Here is a 19,175-nt window from a genome sequence, read left to right on the forward strand (position 1 = left end):
CCACTATTGGGCAGTATCGGCGCCGTCCACGACCAATTCCTTGCGCCGACGTCCAGCAAAGGCCAGCACCGCGGCGCCGGCGACAGCCGACAGGAATGACCCGCCCAGCACGCCCAGCTTCACCTCGACCTGCTGGGGCGAGTCGATGGCGCCGGGGAAGGCCAGGACGCCGATGAACAGGCTCATGGTGAAGCCGACGCCGCAGAGCAGGCTGACGCCATAGAGCTCGAGCCAGGTCGCGCCGGTCGGGCGGTGGCCGATCTTCAGCGCCGAGGCCAGCCAGGCGGCGCCGAGCACGCCGAGCTGCTTGCCGATGAACAGGCCCATGGCGACGCCGAGGACGAGGGGGGCGAAGGCCTGCTCCAGCGACAGGCCGGCGAAGCTGACGCCGGCCTTGGCGAAGGCGAACAGGGGCAGGACCAGATAGGCGACATAGGGGTGCAGGTCGTGCATCGCCTCCTGAAGCGGGCTCTGGCCGTCGCATCGGCGGTCGTTGACCGGCACGATGGCGGCGAAGGCCACGGCCGTGAGCGAGGTCGACAGGCCCGACAGCACGGTCAGATACCAGATCAGGCCGAAGCCCAGCACCCAGAACGGCGCGGGAATCTTCGAGAAGCGGGCGAAGACGCCGCCGGCCAGCAGCAGGCCGACCACCCAGACCAGCGGCTGCCAGACCACGCCGCTGGAGAACAGCATGGCGATGAGGGCGATGGCGCCGAGGTCGTCGACGATCGCCAGGGTCAGCAGGAAGACCCGCAGCGACGAGGGCAGATTGCGCGCCGCCACGGCGAAGACGGCCAGGGCGAAGGCGATGTCGGTGGCCAGCGGGATCGGCCAGCCTCCGTGCGGCCCTCCGGTCGCGCCGGAGACGGCCAGATAGACCAGGGCCGGCGCCATCATCCCGCCCAGCGCCGCCAGCACCGGGGTGGCCAGCTTCCTGGGATCGCTCAGTTCGCCCCGCAGGATCTCGTATTTGATCTCCAGGCCGACAACCAGGAAGAAGACCGCCATCAGGCCTTCCTTGATCCACTCCGAGATCGACAGCTCAAGCAGCAGCGGCCCGACCTGAAGCACGTGCTCGCTCTTCAGCCAGGCGAAATAGGCGCCGGACAACGGCGAGTTGGCGACGATCAGCGCCGCCAGGGCGGCGAGGCCGAGAACGGCGCCCGAGGCGGCCTCGGTCTTGAGGAAATCGAGAGTGATCTTGCGCGCCACGGCGGCCTCCGGACTGGAAAGGTCTGTCGTGGCGCCCGGTTATCGACGGGCGCCGGACCGGGTTCGCGCCGCGATGCGGGCGCCGGCCTGGCCCTTGCGGCGCCGCGAACGACGGGGAGGGCCTGATCTCTGACGATACAATACGGGCCGGGCCAGAGCGTTCAACCCGTCATGCGAGGGAGCCGCCGCGGTTGCCCTTCGCGGCTGCAGACCGCATCTGCGGTTCATGCCCGTTTCCTCCGCCTACCGTCCCGAGCCGCACTTCTTCGATCTGGGGGAGGACTATGGCGACGCCGTGCAGCCGGCGGACTTTCCGCAGGCGATCCTGCGCGTCCGCAACGACCGGGCCGCGGCGACGGTGGGCCTGGCCGGGCTGACGGACGAGGAATGGGTCGCCCATTTCGGACGGTTCGGCCCGCTGCCGGGCCAGCCGGGGCCGGTGGCGATGCGGTATCACGGGCACCAGTTCAGAACCTACAACCCCGACCTCGGCGACGGGCGGGGCTTCCTTGCGGGCCAGCTGAGGGCCGAGGACGGCAGGCTGCTGGACCTTGGGACCAAGGGGTCCGGCCAGACGCCCTGGTCGCGCGGCGGCGACGGGAGGCTGACGCTGAAGGGCGGGGTGCGCGAGGTGCTGGCGGCGGAGATGCTGGAGGCGCTGGGCGTTCCGACCAGCCGCGCCCTTTCTCTGATCGAGACCGGCGAGGCGCTGGAGCGGGGCGACGAGCCCTCCCCTACCCGCTCTGCCGTCATGGTCCGGCTGTCGCACAGCCACATCCGCTTCGGGACGTTCCAACGCGCCGCCTACATCGGTCGGGCGGACATGATCGAGGCGCTGGTCGAGCACGCGCGGGCGCTCTACCACCCGGCGGTCGCGACGGGCGACGTCGCAGGCTTCCTGCGGGCCGTGGTCGAGGCCTCGGCCCGGCTGGCGGCGCGGTGGATCGCGGCGGGGTTCGTGCACGGGGTGCTGAACACCGACAATCTGAATGTCACAGGCGAGAGCTTCGACTACGGCCCGTGGCGGTTCCTGCCCTGGTATGAGCCGGGGTTCACGGCGGCCTATTTCGACCAGTTCGGCCTCTATGCCTTCGCGCGCCAGCCGGAGGCGGTGTTCTGGGCCCTGACCCAGCTGGGCGGGGCGCTGAAGCTGGTAGCCGAGGCGGAGCCGCTGACCGACGCCCTGAACGGGTTCGGGCCGGCGTATATCCGCGAGCTGCGCGCGGCCTTTCTGGCCCGGCTGGGGGTTTCGAGCCTCGGCGAGGCGGCGGACCAGCGGCTGCTGGACACGGCGCTGGCGCTGCTGCGCGAGGGCGGCGAGGGGCTGCGGTGGGAGCCGCTGTTCTTCGACTGGTTCGGCGGCTTCGCCTCGTCGGCGCGGGCGCTGGGCGGGCCGCGCGGCAGGCTCTATCAGGGCGAGGCCTTCGACGCCTTCCGCTTCGCCCTGTTCGAACACGAGCCGGACCGGCCCGAGCGGCTGGAGCATCCGATGTTCGCCGCAGCGGAACCGGAGGAGATGCTGATCGACGAGGTCGAGGCGATCTGGGCGGCGATCGACGCCGGCGACGACTGGGGACCGTTCGAGGCCAAGCTGGGGCGGCTGAAGGAGGCGCGCGAGGCGTGGGGCCTTGCCGGCTGCTGACAGCAGGGTGGCGGCAGGATGGCGGTAGACGTGACGCTCCGCCGAAAGGAGCCGACGTGCCGCCTTCCCCTCGCCCCCGCCGAGCGCCTCTTAACACGCCCGAAACCGGCGTCGCATTACAGAGATTTATGAATACGGCCACGCTTTGGCCGTGGGGCGCGCGCAGAAGGCGGTCACGGATGGTTACGGTCTCGCTTCGCCTCCTTGCGGAACGGTTCGCGCGATCCGACATCGCCACTGTTACAAATCACAAGAGCGCCTCTCCCCGGGCGTCCCATAAAATGACTTCTCAGACTCTCTCCCCCGCCCGCTCGCGCCTGGCCGCGAGCTATCGCAATCTGACCCTGTGGACGCTGCAGGGCTGGCTGGCGATGTTCTTCATCGCCGCCGGCTACGCCAAGCTGAGCGAGCCGATGGCCAATCTGGTCGACCTGATGCGCTGGCCGGCGCTGGTGTCGGAGAACATGGTGCGCGGCCTGGGCCTGGCCGAGATCGCCCTCGCCGTCCTGCTGCTGGCGCCGCTGGTGTCCTGGAAGCACGGCCGCCCCCTGCTGGTGACCGCGGCCGCCGGCCTGCTGGCGCTGGAGACGATCATGTTCGCCCTGCACGCCATCGGCCTCGAGGCCGGTCTGGCGGTGACCAACCTGGCGCTGATCGCCATGACAGCGCCGGTGCTGTGGCATCGGGCGCGGGAAGTGCGCTGAGGCGAGGCAACAGGCAACAGGCAACAGGCAACAGGGTTCGTGGCCGTTGGAACCGGTGCAAGCCAGTCGCCCTCCCGCATCGTGACTTTTTCCTGTTGCCTGTTGCCTGTTGCCTGCTCCGTCATCACAAACCTTCCCTTTACGTGCACGTAAAGATCGGCTTATCTGGCGGCCATGGCGACCGCCGACGATCATCGCACCTATTCGATCCGCCAGCTGTGCCGCGAGTTCGGGGCCACGGCGCGGGCGCTGCGCTTCTACGAGGACAAGGGGCTGCTGACCCCGGCCCGCAAGGGCCAGACGCGGGTCTATGACGCGCGCGACCGGGCGCGGCTGAAGCTGATCCTGCGGGGGCGCCGCATCGGCTTCTCGCTTCAGGAGATCCAGGAGATGCTGGATCTCTACGACCACGACAATCACAACGCCCACCAGATGGCCGTGGCCCTGCGCCGCCACCGGGCCCAGATCGCCGCGCTGAAGCAGCAGCGCGAGGACCTCGACGCCGCCATAGAGACGGCCGAGGAAGCCTGCGCCGTGATGGAGCGCAAGCTGGCCGAGCACCGGCCCGACCTGCTGCCGGGGGCCGAGGAATACGCGAACCTGCTGAAGTCGCGCCTCAATCCCGACCACAACGTCCAGCCCTTCAAAGCGAGAGCGTAACCCCATGGCCTACAAGGCGCCTGTCCGCGACCTGACGTTCGTTCTGAACGAGGTGCTGGATATCGACCGCTACGCCAACCAGCCGGGTTTCGCCGACGTGTCGTCGGACCTGGTCGGCCAGATCCTCGAGGAAGGCGCGAAATTCGCCGAGGAGGTCATCGCCCCGCTGAACCGGGTCGGCGACCAGGAAGGCTGCAAATGGGATAATGGCAAGGTCACCGGCCCGACCGGCTGGAAGGAGGCCTACAAGGCCATGGTCGAGGCCGGCTGGCCCGCCCTGTCGGCCCTGCCCGAACACGGCGGCCAGGGCATGCCCTCGGTGGTGGCCATGGCCTTCGGCCAGTTCACCGCCGCCGCCAGCGCCGCCTTCTCGATGTATCCGGGCCTGACGGCCGGCGCCTACTGGGGCCTGAACGCCAACGGCTCGGACGAGCAGAAGGCGATGTATCTGCCGAAGATGGCCACCGGCGAATGGGGCGGAACCATGAACCTGACCGAGCCGCAGTGCGGCACGGACCTGGGCCTGATCCGCACCAAGGCCGTGCCCAACGGCGACGGCAGCTACAGCATCACCGGCCAGAAGATCTGGATCTCGTCGGGCGAGCACGACTTCACCGACAACATCATCCATCTGGTGCTGGCCCGGATCGAGGGGGCGCCGGCGGGGATCAAGGGCATCAGCCTGTTCGTCGTGCCCAAGGTGTTCGTCAATGAGGACGGTTCGCTGGGCGAGCGCAACGCGGGCGTCGGCTGCGCCGGCCTCGAGCACAAGATGGGCATCCATGGCAACGCCACCTGCGTCATGGCCTATGAGAACGCCAGGGGCTGGCTGGTCGGGACCGAGAACAAGGGCATGGCGGCGATGTTCGTCATGATGAACGAGGCCCGCCTCGGCACCGGCCTGCAGGGCCTGTCGATCGGCTCGGCGGCGTATCAGGCGGCGGTGGAGTTCGCGAAGGAGCGGCTGCAGGGCCGCAGCCTGACCGGACCGAAGAACCCGGACGGCCCGGCCGATTCGATCATGGTCCACCCGGACGTGCGGCGCATGCTGATGGAGGCCCGGGCCTTCGTCGAAGGCGGCCAGGCCTTCATCCTGTGGACCGCGCTGCAGGCCGACCTGCAGCATTCCAACGACGAGGCCGAGGCCCAGAAGGCCCGCGACTACATGGGCCTGATCACCCCGGTGCTGAAAGCCTATCTGACCGACAAGGGCTTCCACGCGGCGTCGCTGGCGATGCAGGTGCACGGCGGCAGCGGCTACACCGAGCATTTCCCGGCCAGCCAGTATCTGCGCGATGCGCGGATCACCATGATCTACGAGGGCGCCAACGGCATCCAGGCCCTGGATCTGGTCGGCCGCAAGCTGCCGGCCAACGGCGGCCGGGCGATCATGACCTGGTTCGCGGAGATCGACGCCTTCACCGCCGAGCACGGCGGGAACGAGACGGTGAAGCCGTTCATCGACGGCCTGGCCGACGCCAAGAAGAAGCTGCAGGAGGCCACCATGTGGCTGATGCAGAACGGCATGCAGAACCCCGACAACGCCGGGGCGGCCTCGACCGACTATCTGCACATCTTCGGCCTGACGGCGCTGGCCTATGTCTGGGCCCAGATGGCCATCGCGGCGCAGAAGCAGATCGACGCGGGTTCGACCGACCCGTTCTACGCCAACAAGCTGGCCACCGGCCGGTATTTCGTCGAGCGCATCCTGCCGGACGCGGGCGCCCATCTGGCCAAGGTGAAGTCGGGCGCCGAGGTGCTGATGGCGATGCCGGCCGAGGCGTTTTAACGACCCCTCTCCCGAGGGGAGAGGGAGGGGCCCGCTCGCGCCAGCGAGCGGGAGGGTGAGGGCGTCCGGCGGCGGACATCTTCACACCGTAGCCCCTCACCCTTTCGCGCAAGAACGACGGCTGGCGCCGTCGTGCGCTCAAGCCCTCTCCCGCCGGGAGAGGGTTCAGTGAAGCGGAACGACCTGTGATGAACGTCCTCAACGTCCCCGAACCCGATTTCATGCAGGAAGAGGAGATCGTCCTCTTCTCCGACTCCGTCGGCAAATGGATCGACGAGCATGCGCCGCCGGAGAAGGTCCAGGAATGGATCGCCAACTCGTCGGTGCCGCGCGAGCTGTGGACGCAGTCCGGCGAGGCCGGGCTGCTGGGACTGTCGATGCCCGAAGAGGACGGCGGCATGGGCGGGGACTACCGGCATGAGGTGGTGCTGATGCGCCAGCTGGGCTGGAAGGGCGCGGATCACTTCGGCATCTCGCTGCACAATGCGATCGTCATGCCCTACATCTGGCACTACGGCACGGCCGAGCAGAAGGCGCACTGGCTGCCGCGGCTGCAGTCGGGCGAGCTGGTCGGCGCCATCGCCATGACCGAGCCGGGCGCCGGGTCCGACCTGCAGGGGGTCAAGACCACCGCCATCAAACAGGGCAACCAGTATGTGGTGAACGGGTCCAAGACTTTCATCACCAACGGCCAGCTGGCCAATTTCATCATCGTCGTGGCCAAGACCGACCCGTCGGAAGGGGCGAAGGGCACCAGCCTGATCGTGGTCGAGACGGACGGGGCCGAGGGCTTCGAGCGCGGGCGGAACCTGCACAAGATCGGCATGGAGGGGAACGACACCTCCGAGCTGTTCTTCAACGACGTGAAGGTCCCGGGCGAGAACATCATCGGCGGCGGCGAGGGCCAGGGCTTCATCCAGCTGATGCAGCAGCTGCCGCAGGAGCGGCTGAACATCGCCGTCCAGGGGGTGGCCGCGGCCGAGCGCGGGCTGCAGGAGACGCTGGCTTACGTCAAGGAGCGCAAGGCGTTCGGCAAGCGGGTGATCGACTTCCAGAACACCCAGTTCAAACTGGCCGAGGTGAAGACCAAGCTGACGGTGGCGAAGGTGTTCGTGGACCACTGCCTGGGGCTGCATCTGCAAGGCAAGCTGGACGCGGCGACGGCCTCGATGGCCAAATACTGGGTCACCGACATCCAGGGCGAGGTCATCGACGAGATGCTGCAGCTGCACGGCGGCTACGGCTATATGAACGAATATCCGATCGCCCAGCTGTACAAGGATGCGCGGGTGCAGCGGATCTACGGCGGCACCAACGAGATCATGAAGCTCTTGATCGCGCGGACGCTCTGAGCCCACACAGGCAGGCATGATCCGCCTCCACGTTCCCCAGCCCCTGTCCGCCGGCGCGGCGGTTCTGCCGACGCTCGACCAGTCTCGTTACCTGACGCAGGTGATGCGGCTGAAGGCGGGGGATGCGCTGCTGGTGTTCAACGGCGTCGATGGCGAGTGGCGGTGTGTGATCGCAGAGACGCTCAAGAAGGGCGTGGTGCTGAAGGCGGAGGAACAGGTCCGGGCGCAGACCACCGTACCGGACGTGCATCTGCTGATCGCGGTGGTGAAGAAGTCGGCGCTGGAGTTCGCCGTCGAGAAGGCCACGGAGCTGGGCGCGGCGCGGATCGGGCTGGTGACGACGCGGCGGACGCAGGGCGACCGGGTGCGAATGGACCGGCTGGAGGCCATCGCCGTCGAGAGCGCCGAGCAGACCGGACGGCTGGACGTGCCGGCGATCGACCTGCCGGAGAAGCTGGACGCGCTGCTGGAGAGCTGGGACGCCTCGCGTCGGCTGATGTTCTGCGACGAGACGGGGGGCGCGCCGGCGATGGCGGCCCTGGCCGAGGCCGGGGGCGGACCGTGGGCCATCCTGATCGGGCCGGAGGGCGGGTTCGCGCCCGAAGAGCGGGAACGGCTGCGCGCCCTGCCCTTCACCACCGCCGTGTCGCTGGGGCCGCGGGTGCTGCGCGCGGATACGGCGGCGACGGCGGCGCTGACGCTGTGGCAGGCGGCGGTCGGAGACTGGGACCGCTAGCGGGGCGGACGGCTTAGGGGCAGGATGCGGAATGTTCAACGAACTGGCCCTGTCGACCGTGCTGGCCCTGCTCGCCGTCGGCCTGCACGGCTTCGGCCTGCTCAGCCTCGGCCGGGGGCTGGAACTGTATGAGGCCCGGGCCGGCCGGTCCTATGTCGAGGGCCCGCTGTGGCGGCATGCCCTGCTGACGATCGCCGTGGTGCTGGGGCTGTTCGTCGTGCACGGGACGGAGATCTGGATGTACGCCGCGGTCTTCAAGCTGATCGGGGCGGTGCCGGACCTGCGCGAGGCGGTCTATTTCTCGAGCATCAGCTACGGCTCGATCGGCTACGACGACTCCCTGATGGCCCCGCAATGGCGTTTGCTGGGCGCGATAGAGGGCGTGGCGGGGGCGATCCTGCTCGGCTGGTCGGTCGCCTTCTTCGTCAGCGTCATGATGCCCTTCACCTCGCGGAGGAAACACGGGATGGTTCATCGCGACACACCTTGAGCAACGGCGTGTTTCGCCCCATCTAGCCGCGACACGAGGGGCTCAGAGATCCAGATGGCCGACGCCGCGCCGCTTACCCGCGAAGACCTGATCGGCGCCATGTCGAAGGGGTCCAAGCCCAAGGACCAGTGGCGCATCGGCGCCGAGCACGAGAAGTTCGGCTTCGACAAGTCGACGCTGCGCCGCCCGGCCTATGAGGGCCCGAACGGCATCAAGGCGATGCTGGAGGGGCTGACGCGGTTCGGCTGGCGGCAGGTGTACGAGGGCGACCACGTCATCGCCCTGGAGCGCGAGAACGCCGAGGGCTACACCGCCTCGATCTCGCTGGAGCCCGGCGGCCAGTTCGAGCTGTCCGGTGCGCCACTGCTGGACATCCACGAAATCTGCAACGAGACCGGCCAGCACCTGATGGAGGTCAAGCAGGTCGCCGACCAGTTGAACCTGGGCTTCCTCGGTGCCGGCTTCGATCCGCTGTGGCGGCGCGAGGATGTGCCGGTCATGCCCAAGGGCCGCTACGACATCATGCGCGCCTATATGCCGAAGCGGGGATCGCTGGGCCTCGACATGATGCTGCGCACCTGCACCATCCAGGCGAACCTCGACTTCGACGGCGAGGCCGACATGGTGGCCAAGTTCCGCACCTCGCTGGCGCTGCAGCCGATCGCCACGGCCCTGTTCGCCTGCTCGCCGTTCACGGAAGGCAAGCCGAACGGCTTCCTGTCGGCGCGGGCCAACGTCTGGACCGACACCGATCCCGATCGCACCGGCATGCTGGACTTCGTTTTCCGCGACGGCTTCGGCTTCGAGGCCTATGCCGACTATGCGCTGGACGTGCCGATGTATTTCGCCAAGCGCGACGGCCGCTACGTCGACCTGTCCGGCCAGTCGTTCCGGGCCTTCATGGACGGGAAGCTGGAAGCTCTTCCGGGAGACCGCGCGACGGCGAAGGACTGGGCCGACCACCTGACGACCCTGTTCCCCGAGGTGCGGCTGAAGGCCTATCTGGAGATGCGCGGCGCCGACGGGGGGCCGTGGAGCCGCATCTGCGCCCTGCCGGCGCTGTGGGCCGGTGTGCTGTACGACGCGCCGTCGCTCGCGGCGGCCTGGGACCTGGTCAAGGACTGGGACATCGCCGACCACGAACGCCTGCGCCGCGACGTCACCCGGCTGGGGCTGAAGGCCGAGGTCGCGGGGCGGTCGGTGCGCGACGTGGCCGTCGATCTGGTCGACATCGCCAAGCACGGGCTGAAGAACCGCGCCCGATTCTCCGGCGGCATGGTCGACGAGCGCGGCTATCTGTCGGAGCTGGAAGACATCGCCGAGAGCGGGATCACCCCCGCCGATCGCCTGCTGGAGCTGTACCACGGCGACTGGCAGGGGGACGTGAGCCGCATTTACCGGGACTTCGCCTACTAGGGACGCGCCGCCGCGTTGCACTGCGCCAGCTCCGGCCCGGCGAGGGCGATCCCGCCGCGCTCGTAGCGGGTCACGGCGCCGAAGCGGGCGACGAAACGGCGGCATTCGCGCAGGGCCGGCTGCGAGGCCCCGGAGCCGCGGGCGACGCAGGCGCCGTCGGGGCCGCAGGACCAGGCCCGGCCGTCGAGAACCACGCGGCGTGCCTCGCCGGGGGCGGCCAGGGTGGCGGCGGCGTCCAGAAGCGGAGCGGGCTGGGCGACGGCGAGGGTCGCCGAGATCAGGGTCATGAGAAGCATTGGAGCCTCCTTGGGCTTGTCGTTGGGGGGCTGTTCATTGCGGCCGGTTCGTGTAAAAGTGACCGACCGTGCACATATGAGTGACCGCTCGGTCACTTCGAGTCAACAGGAAAGTGTCCGTTCGGCCACTTTTGCCGCTGGAGACCTTTTTCATGCCGCCCAAAGGCGCCGCCACCCACGCCCGACTGATCGACGAGGCCATGACCCAGGTCACAGTGCGCGGCCTGGCCGCCGTCAGCCTGCAGGACGTCGCCAGCGCCGCCGGCCTGTCGAAGAGCGCGGTGCTGAAGCATTTCCAGTCCAAGGAGGCCCTGCAGGCCGAGGTGGTGGACGCCATGATCGAGCGCTTCACCGAGGCGGTATGGCGTCCGGCCGAGCCCCTGCCGGCAGGGCGCGAGCGGCTGGACCGCATCTTCCAGGGCGAGCTGGACTGGATCGACGGCGAGGACCGCCCTGGCGGGTGTCCGCTGAAGGCCGCGGCGATCGAGCTGGACGACCAGCCCGGGCCGCTGCGCGACACCCTCAAGGCCAGCCAGGTGCGCTGGGCCAAGGTGCTGAAGCGCGAATTCCGGACGCTGAATCCGAACGCCGACGACGCCACGCTCGAGGTGCTGGTGTTCCAATTCAAGGGCATAGTGCTGGCCTACGGCCACTCGCGGCGGCTGCTCGACGACGACACGGCCCGGGCGCAGGCGACGGCGGCCTACCGGATGCTTGTGGCGTCGGCGCCGCAGTCCTAGGTCTCGTCCGACACGGGAGAGGACCATGGGCGGAAGCATCAAAGTCGGCGTCGGCGGCTGGACCTATGAACCGTGGCGGGGCGTCTTCTATCCGGAGAAGCTGAGCCAAAAGAAGGAGCTGGAGTTCGCCTCGCGGGCGCTGACCAGCATCGAGATCAACGGCACCTACTATTCGACCTTCAAGCCGGACAGCTGGATGAAGTGGCGCGACGAGACGCCCGACGGTTTCGTGTTCTCGGTCAAGGCCAGCCGCTACTGCACCAACCGCAAGGTGCTGTCGGACATGGGCGAGTCGATGGGGCGGTTCCTCGATCAGGGGCTGACCGCGCTGGGCGACAAGCTGGGGCCGATCAACTGGCAGTTCATGGGCACCAAGAAGTTCGACCCGGAGGATTTCGAGGGCTTCCTGAAGCTGCTGCCGAAGGAGAGGGACGGGGTGCGGCTGCGGCATGCGCTGGAGGTGCGCAACGCCAGCTTCGACACCCAGCAGTTCTACGATCTGGCGGCGAAATACGGCGTGGCCATCGTCTACGCCGAGGACGACGAGGCGCCGGAGTGGCCGAAGATCGACCAGCCGACCGCCGACTTCACCTACGCCCGGCTGATGTCGAGCCGGGAGGACGAGGCCGCCGGCATGACGTCGGACGAGCTGGACCGCATCGCCGGGCGGGCGCGCGAATGGGCTAGCCGGGGCGACGTGTTCGCCTACTTCATCGCCGGGGCCAAGGTGCGCAATCCGGCAGCCGCCCAGGCGCTGATCGCCAAGCTCGACGCATGACCGAGCGGGTGCAGGGAAGCTGCCATTGCGGCGCCCAGCGGTTCGCCGCCCCGGCGCCGGAAACGGTGACGCACTGCAACTGCTCGACCTGCACCAAGCGAGGAACTCTGGCGGCCTACTATGCGCCGGGGGACGTCGAGCTGGAGCTCACCCTGGAGATCCTCGCCGCCTACCAGTGGGGCGATCGGATGATGACCTTCCATCACTGCACGGCCTGTGGCTGCGCCGTGTTCGCTGAATCCGGCGCATGGACGACGGACGAAGGCGAGGACCGGCCACCGCGGATCACCCTGAACGCCCACCTGTTCGACGACTTCGACCTCGAGGCCGTACCGGTCCGTGTCGTCGACGGCCGCCACGGCTGGTGAACCGAAGACTCCGCGCGCCTCGGCAGCAAGCTTGGCATTACGGCGAATTAAGCATCCCGATGATCCTTGCTTTGATAGGTAGCTTGTCACGCACGATAGGGAGAGAGCGATGACTGGCGATGAAGCGATGGTCCGCCTGCAGAAGCAGGTCGGCCGGTTACAGGTGATCACCGCAGCCATGGGGCTTGGCCTCGCCGCGGTGCTGGTGAGCGGGGCGGCGCGCGATCCCGTCCAGGACGAGATCAAGGCCCGGCGCATCGCGCTGGTCGACTCCCGCGGTGTCGAGCGCGTGGTGATGGGCGAGGACACCGGCCGCCGGCACGGCCGTTCCGCCGCCGTGTGGATCTACGACGAGACGGGCGCCGAACGCGGCGGTATGGGCACCTTCCAGAACGGTCAGGCCTCGATCGCGCTCGACGCGCCAGCCGGGGTCGGGGCGTCCATGCCCGACCGGCTGGGGCTGGCCGTGTCGAGCACGGGGGCGGCCTCGATCCAGCTGAACAACAACGACACCGGCGTCCCTGTGCGGCTGGTCACCGATGCGGCCGGCGGTGGAGGGGTCGAACTGATCGAGTTCGACCGTGCTGCGAAGGTCGCGCGCATTCGACGCCTGAGCTACGGAGACGACACCCGGCGCGAGGTATCCATCGGCGACTGACGCCGGTTGTGGCGGGAGGGCGCCGACCCTAGCTTCAGGCGCCCGACCGCCCTCCCCCGGAGTCCCCATGCCCATCGCCACCCGCGCCTTCGCCGCCACCGCCTCCGACGCGCCGCTGTCGCCGTACAGCTTCGACCGGCGCGATCCGGGACCGGACGACGTCGCCATCGAGATCAAATTCTGCGGCGTCTGCCACTCGGACCTGCACGTGGCGAAGAACGATCTGGGCAACACCCGCTATCCGATCGTGCCGGGCCACGAGATCGCCGGCGTGGTGACGGCGGTCGGATCGAACGTGACGCGCTTCAGGGAGGGCGACCGGGTCGGCGTCGGCTGCATGGTCGACAGCTGCCGCGCCTGCTCCGCCTGCCTCGAGGGCGAGGAGCAGTACTGCGTGCCCGGCATGACCCAGACCTACGGCTCGCCGGACCCGAAGGGGGCCGAGATCGGTCAGGGAATGACCCAGGGCGGCTATTCCGACCGGATCACGGTCGATCAGAACTATGTGCTGCGCATCCCCGACAGCCTCCCGCTGGACGCCGCCGCGCCGCTGCTGTGCGCCGGGATCACCACCTACAGCCCGCTGCGCGAGTGGGGTGTCGGTCCCGGCTCGAAGGTGGCGGTGATCGGGCTGGGCGGGCTGGGCCACATGGCCGTCAAACTGGCCAACGCCATGGGCGCGGAGGTGACGGTGCTGTCGACCTCGGACCGCAAGAAGGCCGACGCCGAGCGGATGGGCGCGAAGCATTTCCTGATCAACTCGGACAAGGCGGCGATGAAGGCGGCCGGCGAGACCTTCGACCTGATCATCAACACCGTCTCGGCCACGCACGAGATCGCCAGCCATGTGAACCTGCTGGCCCGCGACGGCACCATGGTCATGCTGGGCCTGACCACCGAGGGCCTGCCGGTCTATGCGATGCCGCTGCTGTGGCGGCGCCGTCGCATCGCCGGCTCGCTGATCGGCGGCATCCGCGAGACCCAGGAGATGCTGGATTTCTGCGCCGAGCACGGCCTTGCCTGCGACATCGAGGTGATCGCCCCCGACCAGATCAACGAGGCCTACGCCCGGATGGAGCGATCCGACGTGCGCTACCGGTTCGTCATCGACATGGCGCGGCTGTAGGGGCGGGGGCCAAAGACGTGGGACCAGGGGCGAACGCCACCGCCGCCACGCTCAACGAGCCGAAGCGATCCCTGCGCCAGTCCCGGGCCCCTAGCCCCTGGCCCCTCCCACCGCTACACCTGTGGATGAAGGCCCTCCGACAGAGCGGGCCATGCAGGACAGGGAAACGGACATGGCACGAGTGGCTCTGGTCACGGGCGGCACCCGCGGCATCGGCAAGGCGATCGTTCAGCGCCTGAAGGAAGACGGCATGGCGGTCGCCGCCGGCTACTCCGGCAACGAGGAGGCCGCCCGCGCCACCGCCGAGGAACTGGGCGTCATGGTGGTCAAGGGCAATGTCGGCTCATTCGAGGACTGCCAGAGGGCCGTCGCCGAGGTCGAGGCGCAACTGGGGCCGGTCGACATCCTGATCAACAACGCCGGCATCACCCGCGACGGCTTCTTCCACAAGATGAGCGCCGACCAATGGTCCGACGTGATCCGCGTCAACATGGACAGCGTCTTCAACATGACGCGCCAGGTGATCAACGGCATGCGCGACCGCGGCTTCGGCCGCATCGTCAACATCAGCTCGATCAACGGCCAGAAGGGCCAGATCGGCCAGACCAACTATTCCGCCGCCAAGGCCGGGATGATCGGCTTCACCAAGGCGCTGGCGCTGGAGAACGCCCGCAAGGGCGTGACCGTCAACTGCATCGCGCCCGGCTATATCGACACCGAGATGGTGGGGGCGATGGACGAAAAGGTGCTGGCCGGGATCATCGCCCAGATCCCGGTGGGAAGGCTCGGAAAAGGCGAGGAAATCGCCGACATGGTGTCCTGGCTCGCGGGCGAACGTGCCGGATATGTCACAGGCTGCACCCTGTCGCTGAACGGCGGTCAGTATCTCGTCGGCTAAACTCTGTCCGCCCAAAATCCGCCGCGTGACGATTCCACGAAAGTCGCCATGGAGTTGACGGCGAGGGTCAGAACGGCGGGACGGCCGCTTTTGACCGCGATGGCGATCGCCCTCGCGGCGGCGGTGCTGTCGCTGCTGTTTCTCGCGTCCGGGGCGGCCGCCCAGAACCGCGGCAACGCCCAGGCCGAACAGAGCCAGTCCCTGCGCGACCGGCGTCCTTCCGCGCCGTCCCTTCCGCCCGTGGGTCGCTATGTCGCCGAGTCGGGCGAGGGCTTCATTCTCGACCGTTCCGGGCGCCACCCGCTGCTCCGTTTCGACCGCCGCGACGAAACCTGGGTGCTGCGCCCCAGCGCCGCCCCGCGCGGCGACGTCATCTACCGCAACGACGCCGGCGACCAGGTCCTGAGGGTCACGCCCAGCGGCGGCATGACGGTCTACACCTCGCGCGCGCCCGGAGGCTCGCCAGCCTCCTTCACCGGCGCCGGCTCAAGCCTGACGCCGCCGGTCCTGGGTCCGCACCTGCTGTTCCGCCTGATGGCCCAGCGCAGCTACATGGTCAGCCAGGCCGTGGGCGGGCGCCTCGTCGAGGTCAACCTGGACGGCGACCGGTCGGAATCGCTGTGCGTGGAGGCGATGATCGTCGCCACCGAGGCCGTCATCCGCATCGCCCGATCGCCGACGGCCCGGCAGTACATCAACGAACTGCGCAGCATCACCATCGTCGAGGGATCGCGCGCCGGCGTCACCTATTCGCGGGGCCGGCTGGTCGTCACCGTCGATCCGGACGAGGGCATGGCCGGGCGTCCGTCCTCGGCCCGTGTGATCCGGGCCATCCTGCCCAGGGGCTAGCCGGCGAAGCTGTCCTTGGCGGCGCGCCGGGCGGCGAAATCGGCGGCGTCGGAGGCGCGCAGGAAGGGATTGAACGCCTTTTCCGCCCCGATCGTGGTCGGCACCGTCGGCTGCCCCCGCTCCCGCGCCGCCATGATCGCCGCCGCCCGCACCGCCATCTCGGGCCGGTCATCGAGGCTGAGGGCGAAACGGGCGTTGGCGGCGGTGTATTCGTGGGCGCACCAGACCGTTGTCTCGTCCGGCCAGGCGGCGAGCGTCTGCAGGCTGTCCCACATCTGCCCGGGCGCGCCCTCGAACAACCGGCCGCAGCCGAGGGCGAACAGGGTGTCGCCGACGAAGGCCTGGGCTCCGGCGGGATCGCGGTAGACGATGTGGCCCAGCGTATGGCCGGGCGTGTCGGTCACCTCCAGCGCCGTATCGCCGAGGCTGACGACGTCGCCGCCGCGCACGACCCGGTCCAGCGGCGCGGCCCTGCGCACCTCCTCGGGGCCGACGATCTCGCAGCCGGTGGCCGCCTTGAGAGCGGCGTTGCCCTGGGTGTGATCCGGGTGCCAGTGGGTGTTCAGGATCAGGTCCAGCCGCCCCCAGCCGGACTGTTCCAGCGCCGCCAGAATGGCGTCGGCGTCGGGCGTGTCTACCGTAGCCACCGCGCCGGTGGCGGCGTCGCGGGCGAGGAAGCCGTAGTTGTCGGAAAGGCAGGGGAACAGGCGAACGTCGAGGGTCATGCCGCATTCTAGCAGGGGCCCCTTCCCCGGCCTATGGTGACGGCATGCGGCGCAGCATCGAGGACCTTCGAACCTTCTACGGCGAACCAGCGGGCGCGCTCGCCCGGCGCATGCTGGCGCGGCGCCTGGACGAGGCCTGGGGGGAGGCGGCCGGCTGCGACGTGCTGGGCCTCGGCTATGCGACGCCATGGCTGGACGCCTTCGTCGGCGCGCGGCGCGTGGTCGCGGCCATGCCGGGCGGACAGGGCGTGGAGCTGTGGCCGTCGGTCGGCCGCAACCGCACCGTGCTGGTCGACGACCGCCGCCTGCCATTCGCGGCCGGCACCTTCGACCGCATCCTGCTGGTTCACGCCCTGGAGGAAGCCGAGGACGCCGCCGGCCTGCTGCTGGAGGCGGTCCGTGCGCTGTCGCCCGCCGGCCGCATCATCCTGGTGGCCGCCGCGCGAGGCGGTCTGTGGTCGCGCGTCGAGACGACCCCGTTCGGATACGGACGGCCGTTCACCCGCCGCCAGCTGGAGCGGCTGGTCCGCGACGCCGGACTGGAGCCCACCGCCTGGTCCCAGACCCTCTATGTGCCGCCGTGGAACCTGTTGCTGCCGTTCGCAGAGGGGTTCGAACAGATCGGCCGGCGGCTGCTGCCGGGGGCCGCCGGCGTCATCCTGCTGGAGGCGACGCGCCAGGCGTATGCGCGGGTGCATCCCGGCGGCGCCGTGGCGGCCGCGCCCGTCCTGGCGCCCGCCCTGCAGCCCCAGCCTGTGTCGCGCGAGCATCCGTTCCCCCACTGACCGACTTGCCGCCCGCAGGCCGCTTTGCAGGCGGGGCGGCAGGCCCTAAAGGGCGGACATGCAGAGACTGATCCTGATGCGGCATGGCGAGGCCGAGCGGGCCGCCGGCTCGGGGCGCGACCGCGACCGCGCCCTGTCGGGGCGCGGCCGGACCGACGCCGCCGCCATGGGCCGGGCCCTCGCCGCCCGGGGCGTGCGGCCGGATCTGGCGCTGGTTTCGCCGGCGACGCGCACCCGTCAGACCTGGGACCTGCTCCACGACGCCTTCGGCGACGTCCAGATCCGGGACGACGAGGCGCTCTATAACGGCGGGGCGGACACGCTGCGCCGCCTTGTCGAGGGCGTCGAGGACGAGGCCGGCTGCCTGATGGTCGTGGCGCACAATCCGGGTGTCCACCTGCTGGCTGTGGAATACCTGATAGAGGGCGCCGCCTCCCCCTCCGTGCTGGACCGGATGAGCGGGGGCTTCCCGCCGGGGGCGGCGGCGATCTTCGGCGTCGACTCCGCCGGACGCCGCATGTTCGAAGGCTGGCTGCAACCCCGCGACGTGGCCGCCGGATGACCGGGGAGGTCTTCAAGCTGGTCGACCGCGCAGCCTGGGAGCAGGCGCGGATCCCTGGCGTCTTCAGCGGCTCGGCCGTCGACCGCGCCGACGGCTATATCCATATGTCGACAAAGGAACAGTTGGCCGAGACGGCGCGCCGCCACTACGCGGGCCGGTCGGGGCTGGTGCTGCTGACGGTCGACGCGGCGGCGCTGGGCGAGGCGCTGCGCTGGGAGCCTTCGCGCGGGGGCGATTTGTTTCCCCACCTGTACGGTCCCCTGCCCCTGTCGGCGATTACGGGCGAGCGGAGCCTTTCGGTGCGTGAAGACGGCGTCATGGTCTTCGAGGACGGAGCGGTCGGATGGCCATGACCGATATCGGCGGCGCCGTGCTGCGCGGCCTCGATCCAGAGACGGCGCATCGCCTCGCCATCCTGGCGCTCAAGGTCGCGCCCCTGCCCCCGGCGCCGGCCGACGATCCGGTGCTGGAGACCCGCCTCGCAGGGCTGACCCTGTCCAATCCCGTCGGACTGGCCGCCGGTCTGGACAAGAACGGCGAGGCCCTGCACGGCCTCTCCCGCCTGGGTTTCGGCTTCGTGGAGTGCGGCTCGGTGACCCCGCGGCCGCAGCCGGGCAATCCGCGGCCCCGCCTGTTCCGGCTATCGGAGGACCGGGCGGTCATCAACCGGATGGGCTTCAACAACGAGGGCCTGGAGACCTTCGCCGCCCGCCTCGCGCGGCGCCCCGCCGGAACGGTGGTGGGGGCCAATCTCGGCGCCAACAAGGACACGGAAGACAAGGCGGCGGACTATGTCGCCGGCCTGAGGCGCCTCAGGGGCCTGGCGGACTACGTCACGGTCAATGTGTCGTCGCCCAACACGCCGGGCCTGCGCGACCTGCAGGGCCGGGCCGCGCTGGACGATCTCCTCGGGCGGCTGGCGGAGGCTCGCGAGGACGATCCGACGCCGGTCTTTCTGAAGATCGCCCCTGACCTGACGGCGGCGGAGATCGCCCTGATCGTCGAGGCCGCGCTGGACCACGGCATCGACGCCCTGATCGTCTCGAACACCACCCTGGACCGGCCGGCGTCGCTGAAATCGCGCCACCGCGACGAGGCCGGCGGCCTCTCGGGCGCGCCGCTGAAGGCCCGGGCCTCGGCGGCGCTGGCGGCGGCGGCCGAGGCTTCGCAGAAGCGCCTGCCGCTGATCGCCGTCGGCGGCATCGACTCCGGCGCCGAGGCCTATGCGCGCATCCGCGCCGGAGCGTCGGCGGTGCAGATCTACAGCGCCCTGGTCTTCGAAGGCCCGGGGCTCGTGGGCCGCATCAAGCGCGACCTCGCCGCCCGGCTGCGGGCGGACGGGTTTTCCACAGTCGGCCAGGCTGTGGGGACCGCGCGTTGACGGAG

22 protein-coding genes are annotated in these 19,175 nt (G+C 69.4%); 19 read left to right on the forward strand and 3 right to left on the reverse strand.

Annotated features, from left to right (window positions below; translation table 11 throughout):
• Nucleotides 1-3: 3 nt before the first annotated feature.
• On the reverse strand, nt 4-1,215 hold the full coding sequence (gene nhaA / locus VEA62_RS07500) for a Na+/H+ antiporter NhaA (protein ID WP_324820173.1): 1,212 nt from the start codon (nt 1,213-1,215) through the stop codon (nt 4-6).
• 226 nt (nt 1,216-1,441) lie between these two features.
• On the opposite strand from nhaA, the gene VEA62_RS07505 reads away from it, so the two are divergent.
• The 8 genes from VEA62_RS07505 (at nt 1,442) to VEA62_RS07540 (ending at nt 10,004) form a co-directional block, all read left to right on the forward strand.
• Nucleotides 1,442-2,857, forward strand: coding sequence for a protein adenylyltransferase SelO (locus tag VEA62_RS07505; RefSeq protein ID WP_324820175.1), 1,416 nt, complete (start codon nt 1,442-1,444; stop codon nt 2,855-2,857).
• A gap of 281 nt (nt 2,858-3,138) precedes the next feature.
• On the forward strand, nt 3,139-3,561 hold the full coding sequence (locus tag VEA62_RS07510; RefSeq protein ID WP_324820177.1) for a DoxX family protein: 423 nt from the start codon (nt 3,139-3,141) through the stop codon (nt 3,559-3,561).
• Between the two features lie 174 nt (nt 3,562-3,735).
• A complete protein-coding gene (locus VEA62_RS07515; RefSeq protein WP_324820179.1) occupies nt 3,736-4,221 on the forward strand; it encodes a MerR family DNA-binding transcriptional regulator in 486 nt (161 codons plus the stop codon).
• A gap of 4 nt (nt 4,222-4,225) precedes the next feature.
• Nucleotides 4,226-6,010, forward strand: a complete 1,785-nt coding sequence (locus tag VEA62_RS07520; protein WP_324820181.1) for an acyl-CoA dehydrogenase C-terminal domain-containing protein — start codon at nt 4,226-4,228, stop codon at nt 6,008-6,010.
• Nucleotides 6,011-6,198: 188 nt separating this feature from the next.
• The gene (locus VEA62_RS07525) at nt 6,199-7,362 is read left to right on the forward strand and encodes an acyl-CoA dehydrogenase family protein (RefSeq protein WP_324820183.1); all 1,164 of its coding nucleotides are present in this window, start codon (nt 6,199-6,201) and stop codon (nt 7,360-7,362) included.
• Between the two features lie 16 nt (nt 7,363-7,378).
• Nucleotides 7,379-8,098, forward strand: a complete 720-nt coding sequence (locus VEA62_RS07530; RefSeq protein WP_324820184.1) for a 16S rRNA (uracil(1498)-N(3))-methyltransferase — start codon at nt 7,379-7,381, stop codon at nt 8,096-8,098.
• A 31-nt stretch (nt 8,099-8,129) separates the two neighbouring features.
• Entirely contained in the window at nt 8,130-8,588 is a 459-nt protein-coding gene (locus VEA62_RS07535; protein WP_324820186.1) for an ion channel, read from the forward strand.
• A 54-nt stretch (nt 8,589-8,642) separates the two neighbouring features.
• Complete coding sequence (locus VEA62_RS07540; protein ID WP_324820188.1) at nt 8,643-10,004, forward strand: glutamate--cysteine ligase; 1,362 nt, start codon at nt 8,643-8,645, stop codon at nt 10,002-10,004.
• Here VEA62_RS07540 and VEA62_RS07545 read toward each other — a convergent pair.
• Nucleotides 10,001-10,300, reverse strand: a complete 300-nt coding sequence (locus VEA62_RS07545) for a CC_3452 family protein (RefSeq protein ID WP_324820190.1) — start codon at nt 10,298-10,300, stop codon at nt 10,001-10,003. The two genes, VEA62_RS07540 and VEA62_RS07545, sit on opposite strands and share 4 nt — an antisense overlap.
• Before the next feature lie 152 nt (nt 10,301-10,452).
• Between VEA62_RS07545 and VEA62_RS07550 the strand changes: the two genes are divergently transcribed.
• The 7 genes from VEA62_RS07550 (at nt 10,453) to VEA62_RS07580 (ending at nt 15,717) form a co-directional block, all read left to right on the forward strand.
• Complete coding sequence (locus VEA62_RS07550; RefSeq protein WP_324820192.1) at nt 10,453-11,040, forward strand: TetR/AcrR family transcriptional regulator; 588 nt, start codon at nt 10,453-10,455, stop codon at nt 11,038-11,040.
• 25 nt (nt 11,041-11,065) lie between these two features.
• Nucleotides 11,066-11,818 carry a DUF72 domain-containing protein gene (locus VEA62_RS07555; RefSeq protein WP_324820194.1) on the forward strand — a complete coding sequence of 251 codons (753 nt, stop codon included), beginning with the start codon at nt 11,066-11,068 and terminating at the stop codon, nt 11,816-11,818.
• Nucleotides 11,815-12,186 carry a GFA family protein gene (locus tag VEA62_RS07560; protein WP_324820196.1) on the forward strand — a complete coding sequence of 124 codons (372 nt, stop codon included), beginning with the start codon at nt 11,815-11,817 and terminating at the stop codon, nt 12,184-12,186. The genes VEA62_RS07555 and VEA62_RS07560 overlap by 4 nt, the downstream gene beginning before the upstream one ends.
• A 109-nt stretch (nt 12,187-12,295) precedes the next feature.
• Nucleotides 12,296-12,844 (forward strand): hypothetical protein, encoded by a 549-nt coding sequence (locus VEA62_RS07565; protein ID WP_324820198.1) that lies wholly within the window; start codon nt 12,296-12,298, stop codon nt 12,842-12,844.
• A 67-nt stretch (nt 12,845-12,911) separates the two neighbouring features.
• Entirely contained in the window at nt 12,912-13,970 is a 1,059-nt protein-coding gene (locus VEA62_RS07570) for an NAD(P)-dependent alcohol dehydrogenase (RefSeq protein WP_324820200.1), read from the forward strand.
• A gap of 172 nt (nt 13,971-14,142) precedes the next feature.
• Complete coding sequence (phbB, locus tag VEA62_RS07575; protein WP_324820202.1) at nt 14,143-14,868, forward strand: acetoacetyl-CoA reductase; 726 nt, start codon at nt 14,143-14,145, stop codon at nt 14,866-14,868.
• 99 nt (nt 14,869-14,967) lie between these two features.
• A complete protein-coding gene (locus VEA62_RS07580; protein WP_324820204.1) occupies nt 14,968-15,717 on the forward strand; it encodes a DUF4908 domain-containing protein in 750 nt (249 codons plus the stop codon).
• Here VEA62_RS07580 and gloB read toward each other — a convergent pair.
• Nucleotides 15,714-16,442 (reverse strand): hydroxyacylglutathione hydrolase, encoded by a 729-nt coding sequence (gene gloB, locus VEA62_RS07585; RefSeq protein ID WP_324820206.1) that lies wholly within the window; start codon nt 16,440-16,442, stop codon nt 15,714-15,716. The two genes, VEA62_RS07580 and gloB, sit on opposite strands and share 4 nt — an antisense overlap.
• Nucleotides 16,443-16,486: 44 nt before the next feature.
• On the opposite strand from gloB, the gene VEA62_RS07590 reads away from it, so the two are divergent.
• Genes VEA62_RS07590 through VEA62_RS07605 form a run of 4 tightly spaced genes read left to right on the forward strand, consistent with a single transcriptional unit; the run spans nt 16,487 to nt 19,170 of the window.
• Entirely contained in the window at nt 16,487-17,227 is a 741-nt protein-coding gene (locus VEA62_RS07590; RefSeq protein ID WP_324820207.1) for a methyltransferase domain-containing protein, read from the forward strand.
• Between the two features lie 58 nt (nt 17,228-17,285).
• The gene (locus VEA62_RS07595; protein ID WP_324820209.1) at nt 17,286-17,789 is read left to right on the forward strand and encodes a SixA phosphatase family protein; all 504 of its coding nucleotides are present in this window, start codon (nt 17,286-17,288) and stop codon (nt 17,787-17,789) included.
• Nucleotides 17,786-18,142, forward strand: a complete 357-nt coding sequence (locus VEA62_RS07600; protein ID WP_324820211.1) for a DUF952 domain-containing protein — start codon at nt 17,786-17,788, stop codon at nt 18,140-18,142. The genes VEA62_RS07595 and VEA62_RS07600 overlap by 4 nt, the downstream gene beginning before the upstream one ends.
• Nucleotides 18,133-19,170, forward strand: coding sequence for a quinone-dependent dihydroorotate dehydrogenase (locus VEA62_RS07605; protein WP_324820213.1), 1,038 nt, complete (start codon nt 18,133-18,135; stop codon nt 19,168-19,170). Before VEA62_RS07600 ends, VEA62_RS07605 begins: the two co-directional genes overlap by 10 nt.
• Nucleotides 19,171-19,175: the final 5 nt, after the last annotated feature.

This window comes from Brevundimonas sp. (assembly GCF_035627475.1).
Taxonomy (GTDB): Bacteria; Pseudomonadota; Alphaproteobacteria; order Caulobacterales; family Caulobacteraceae; genus Brevundimonas.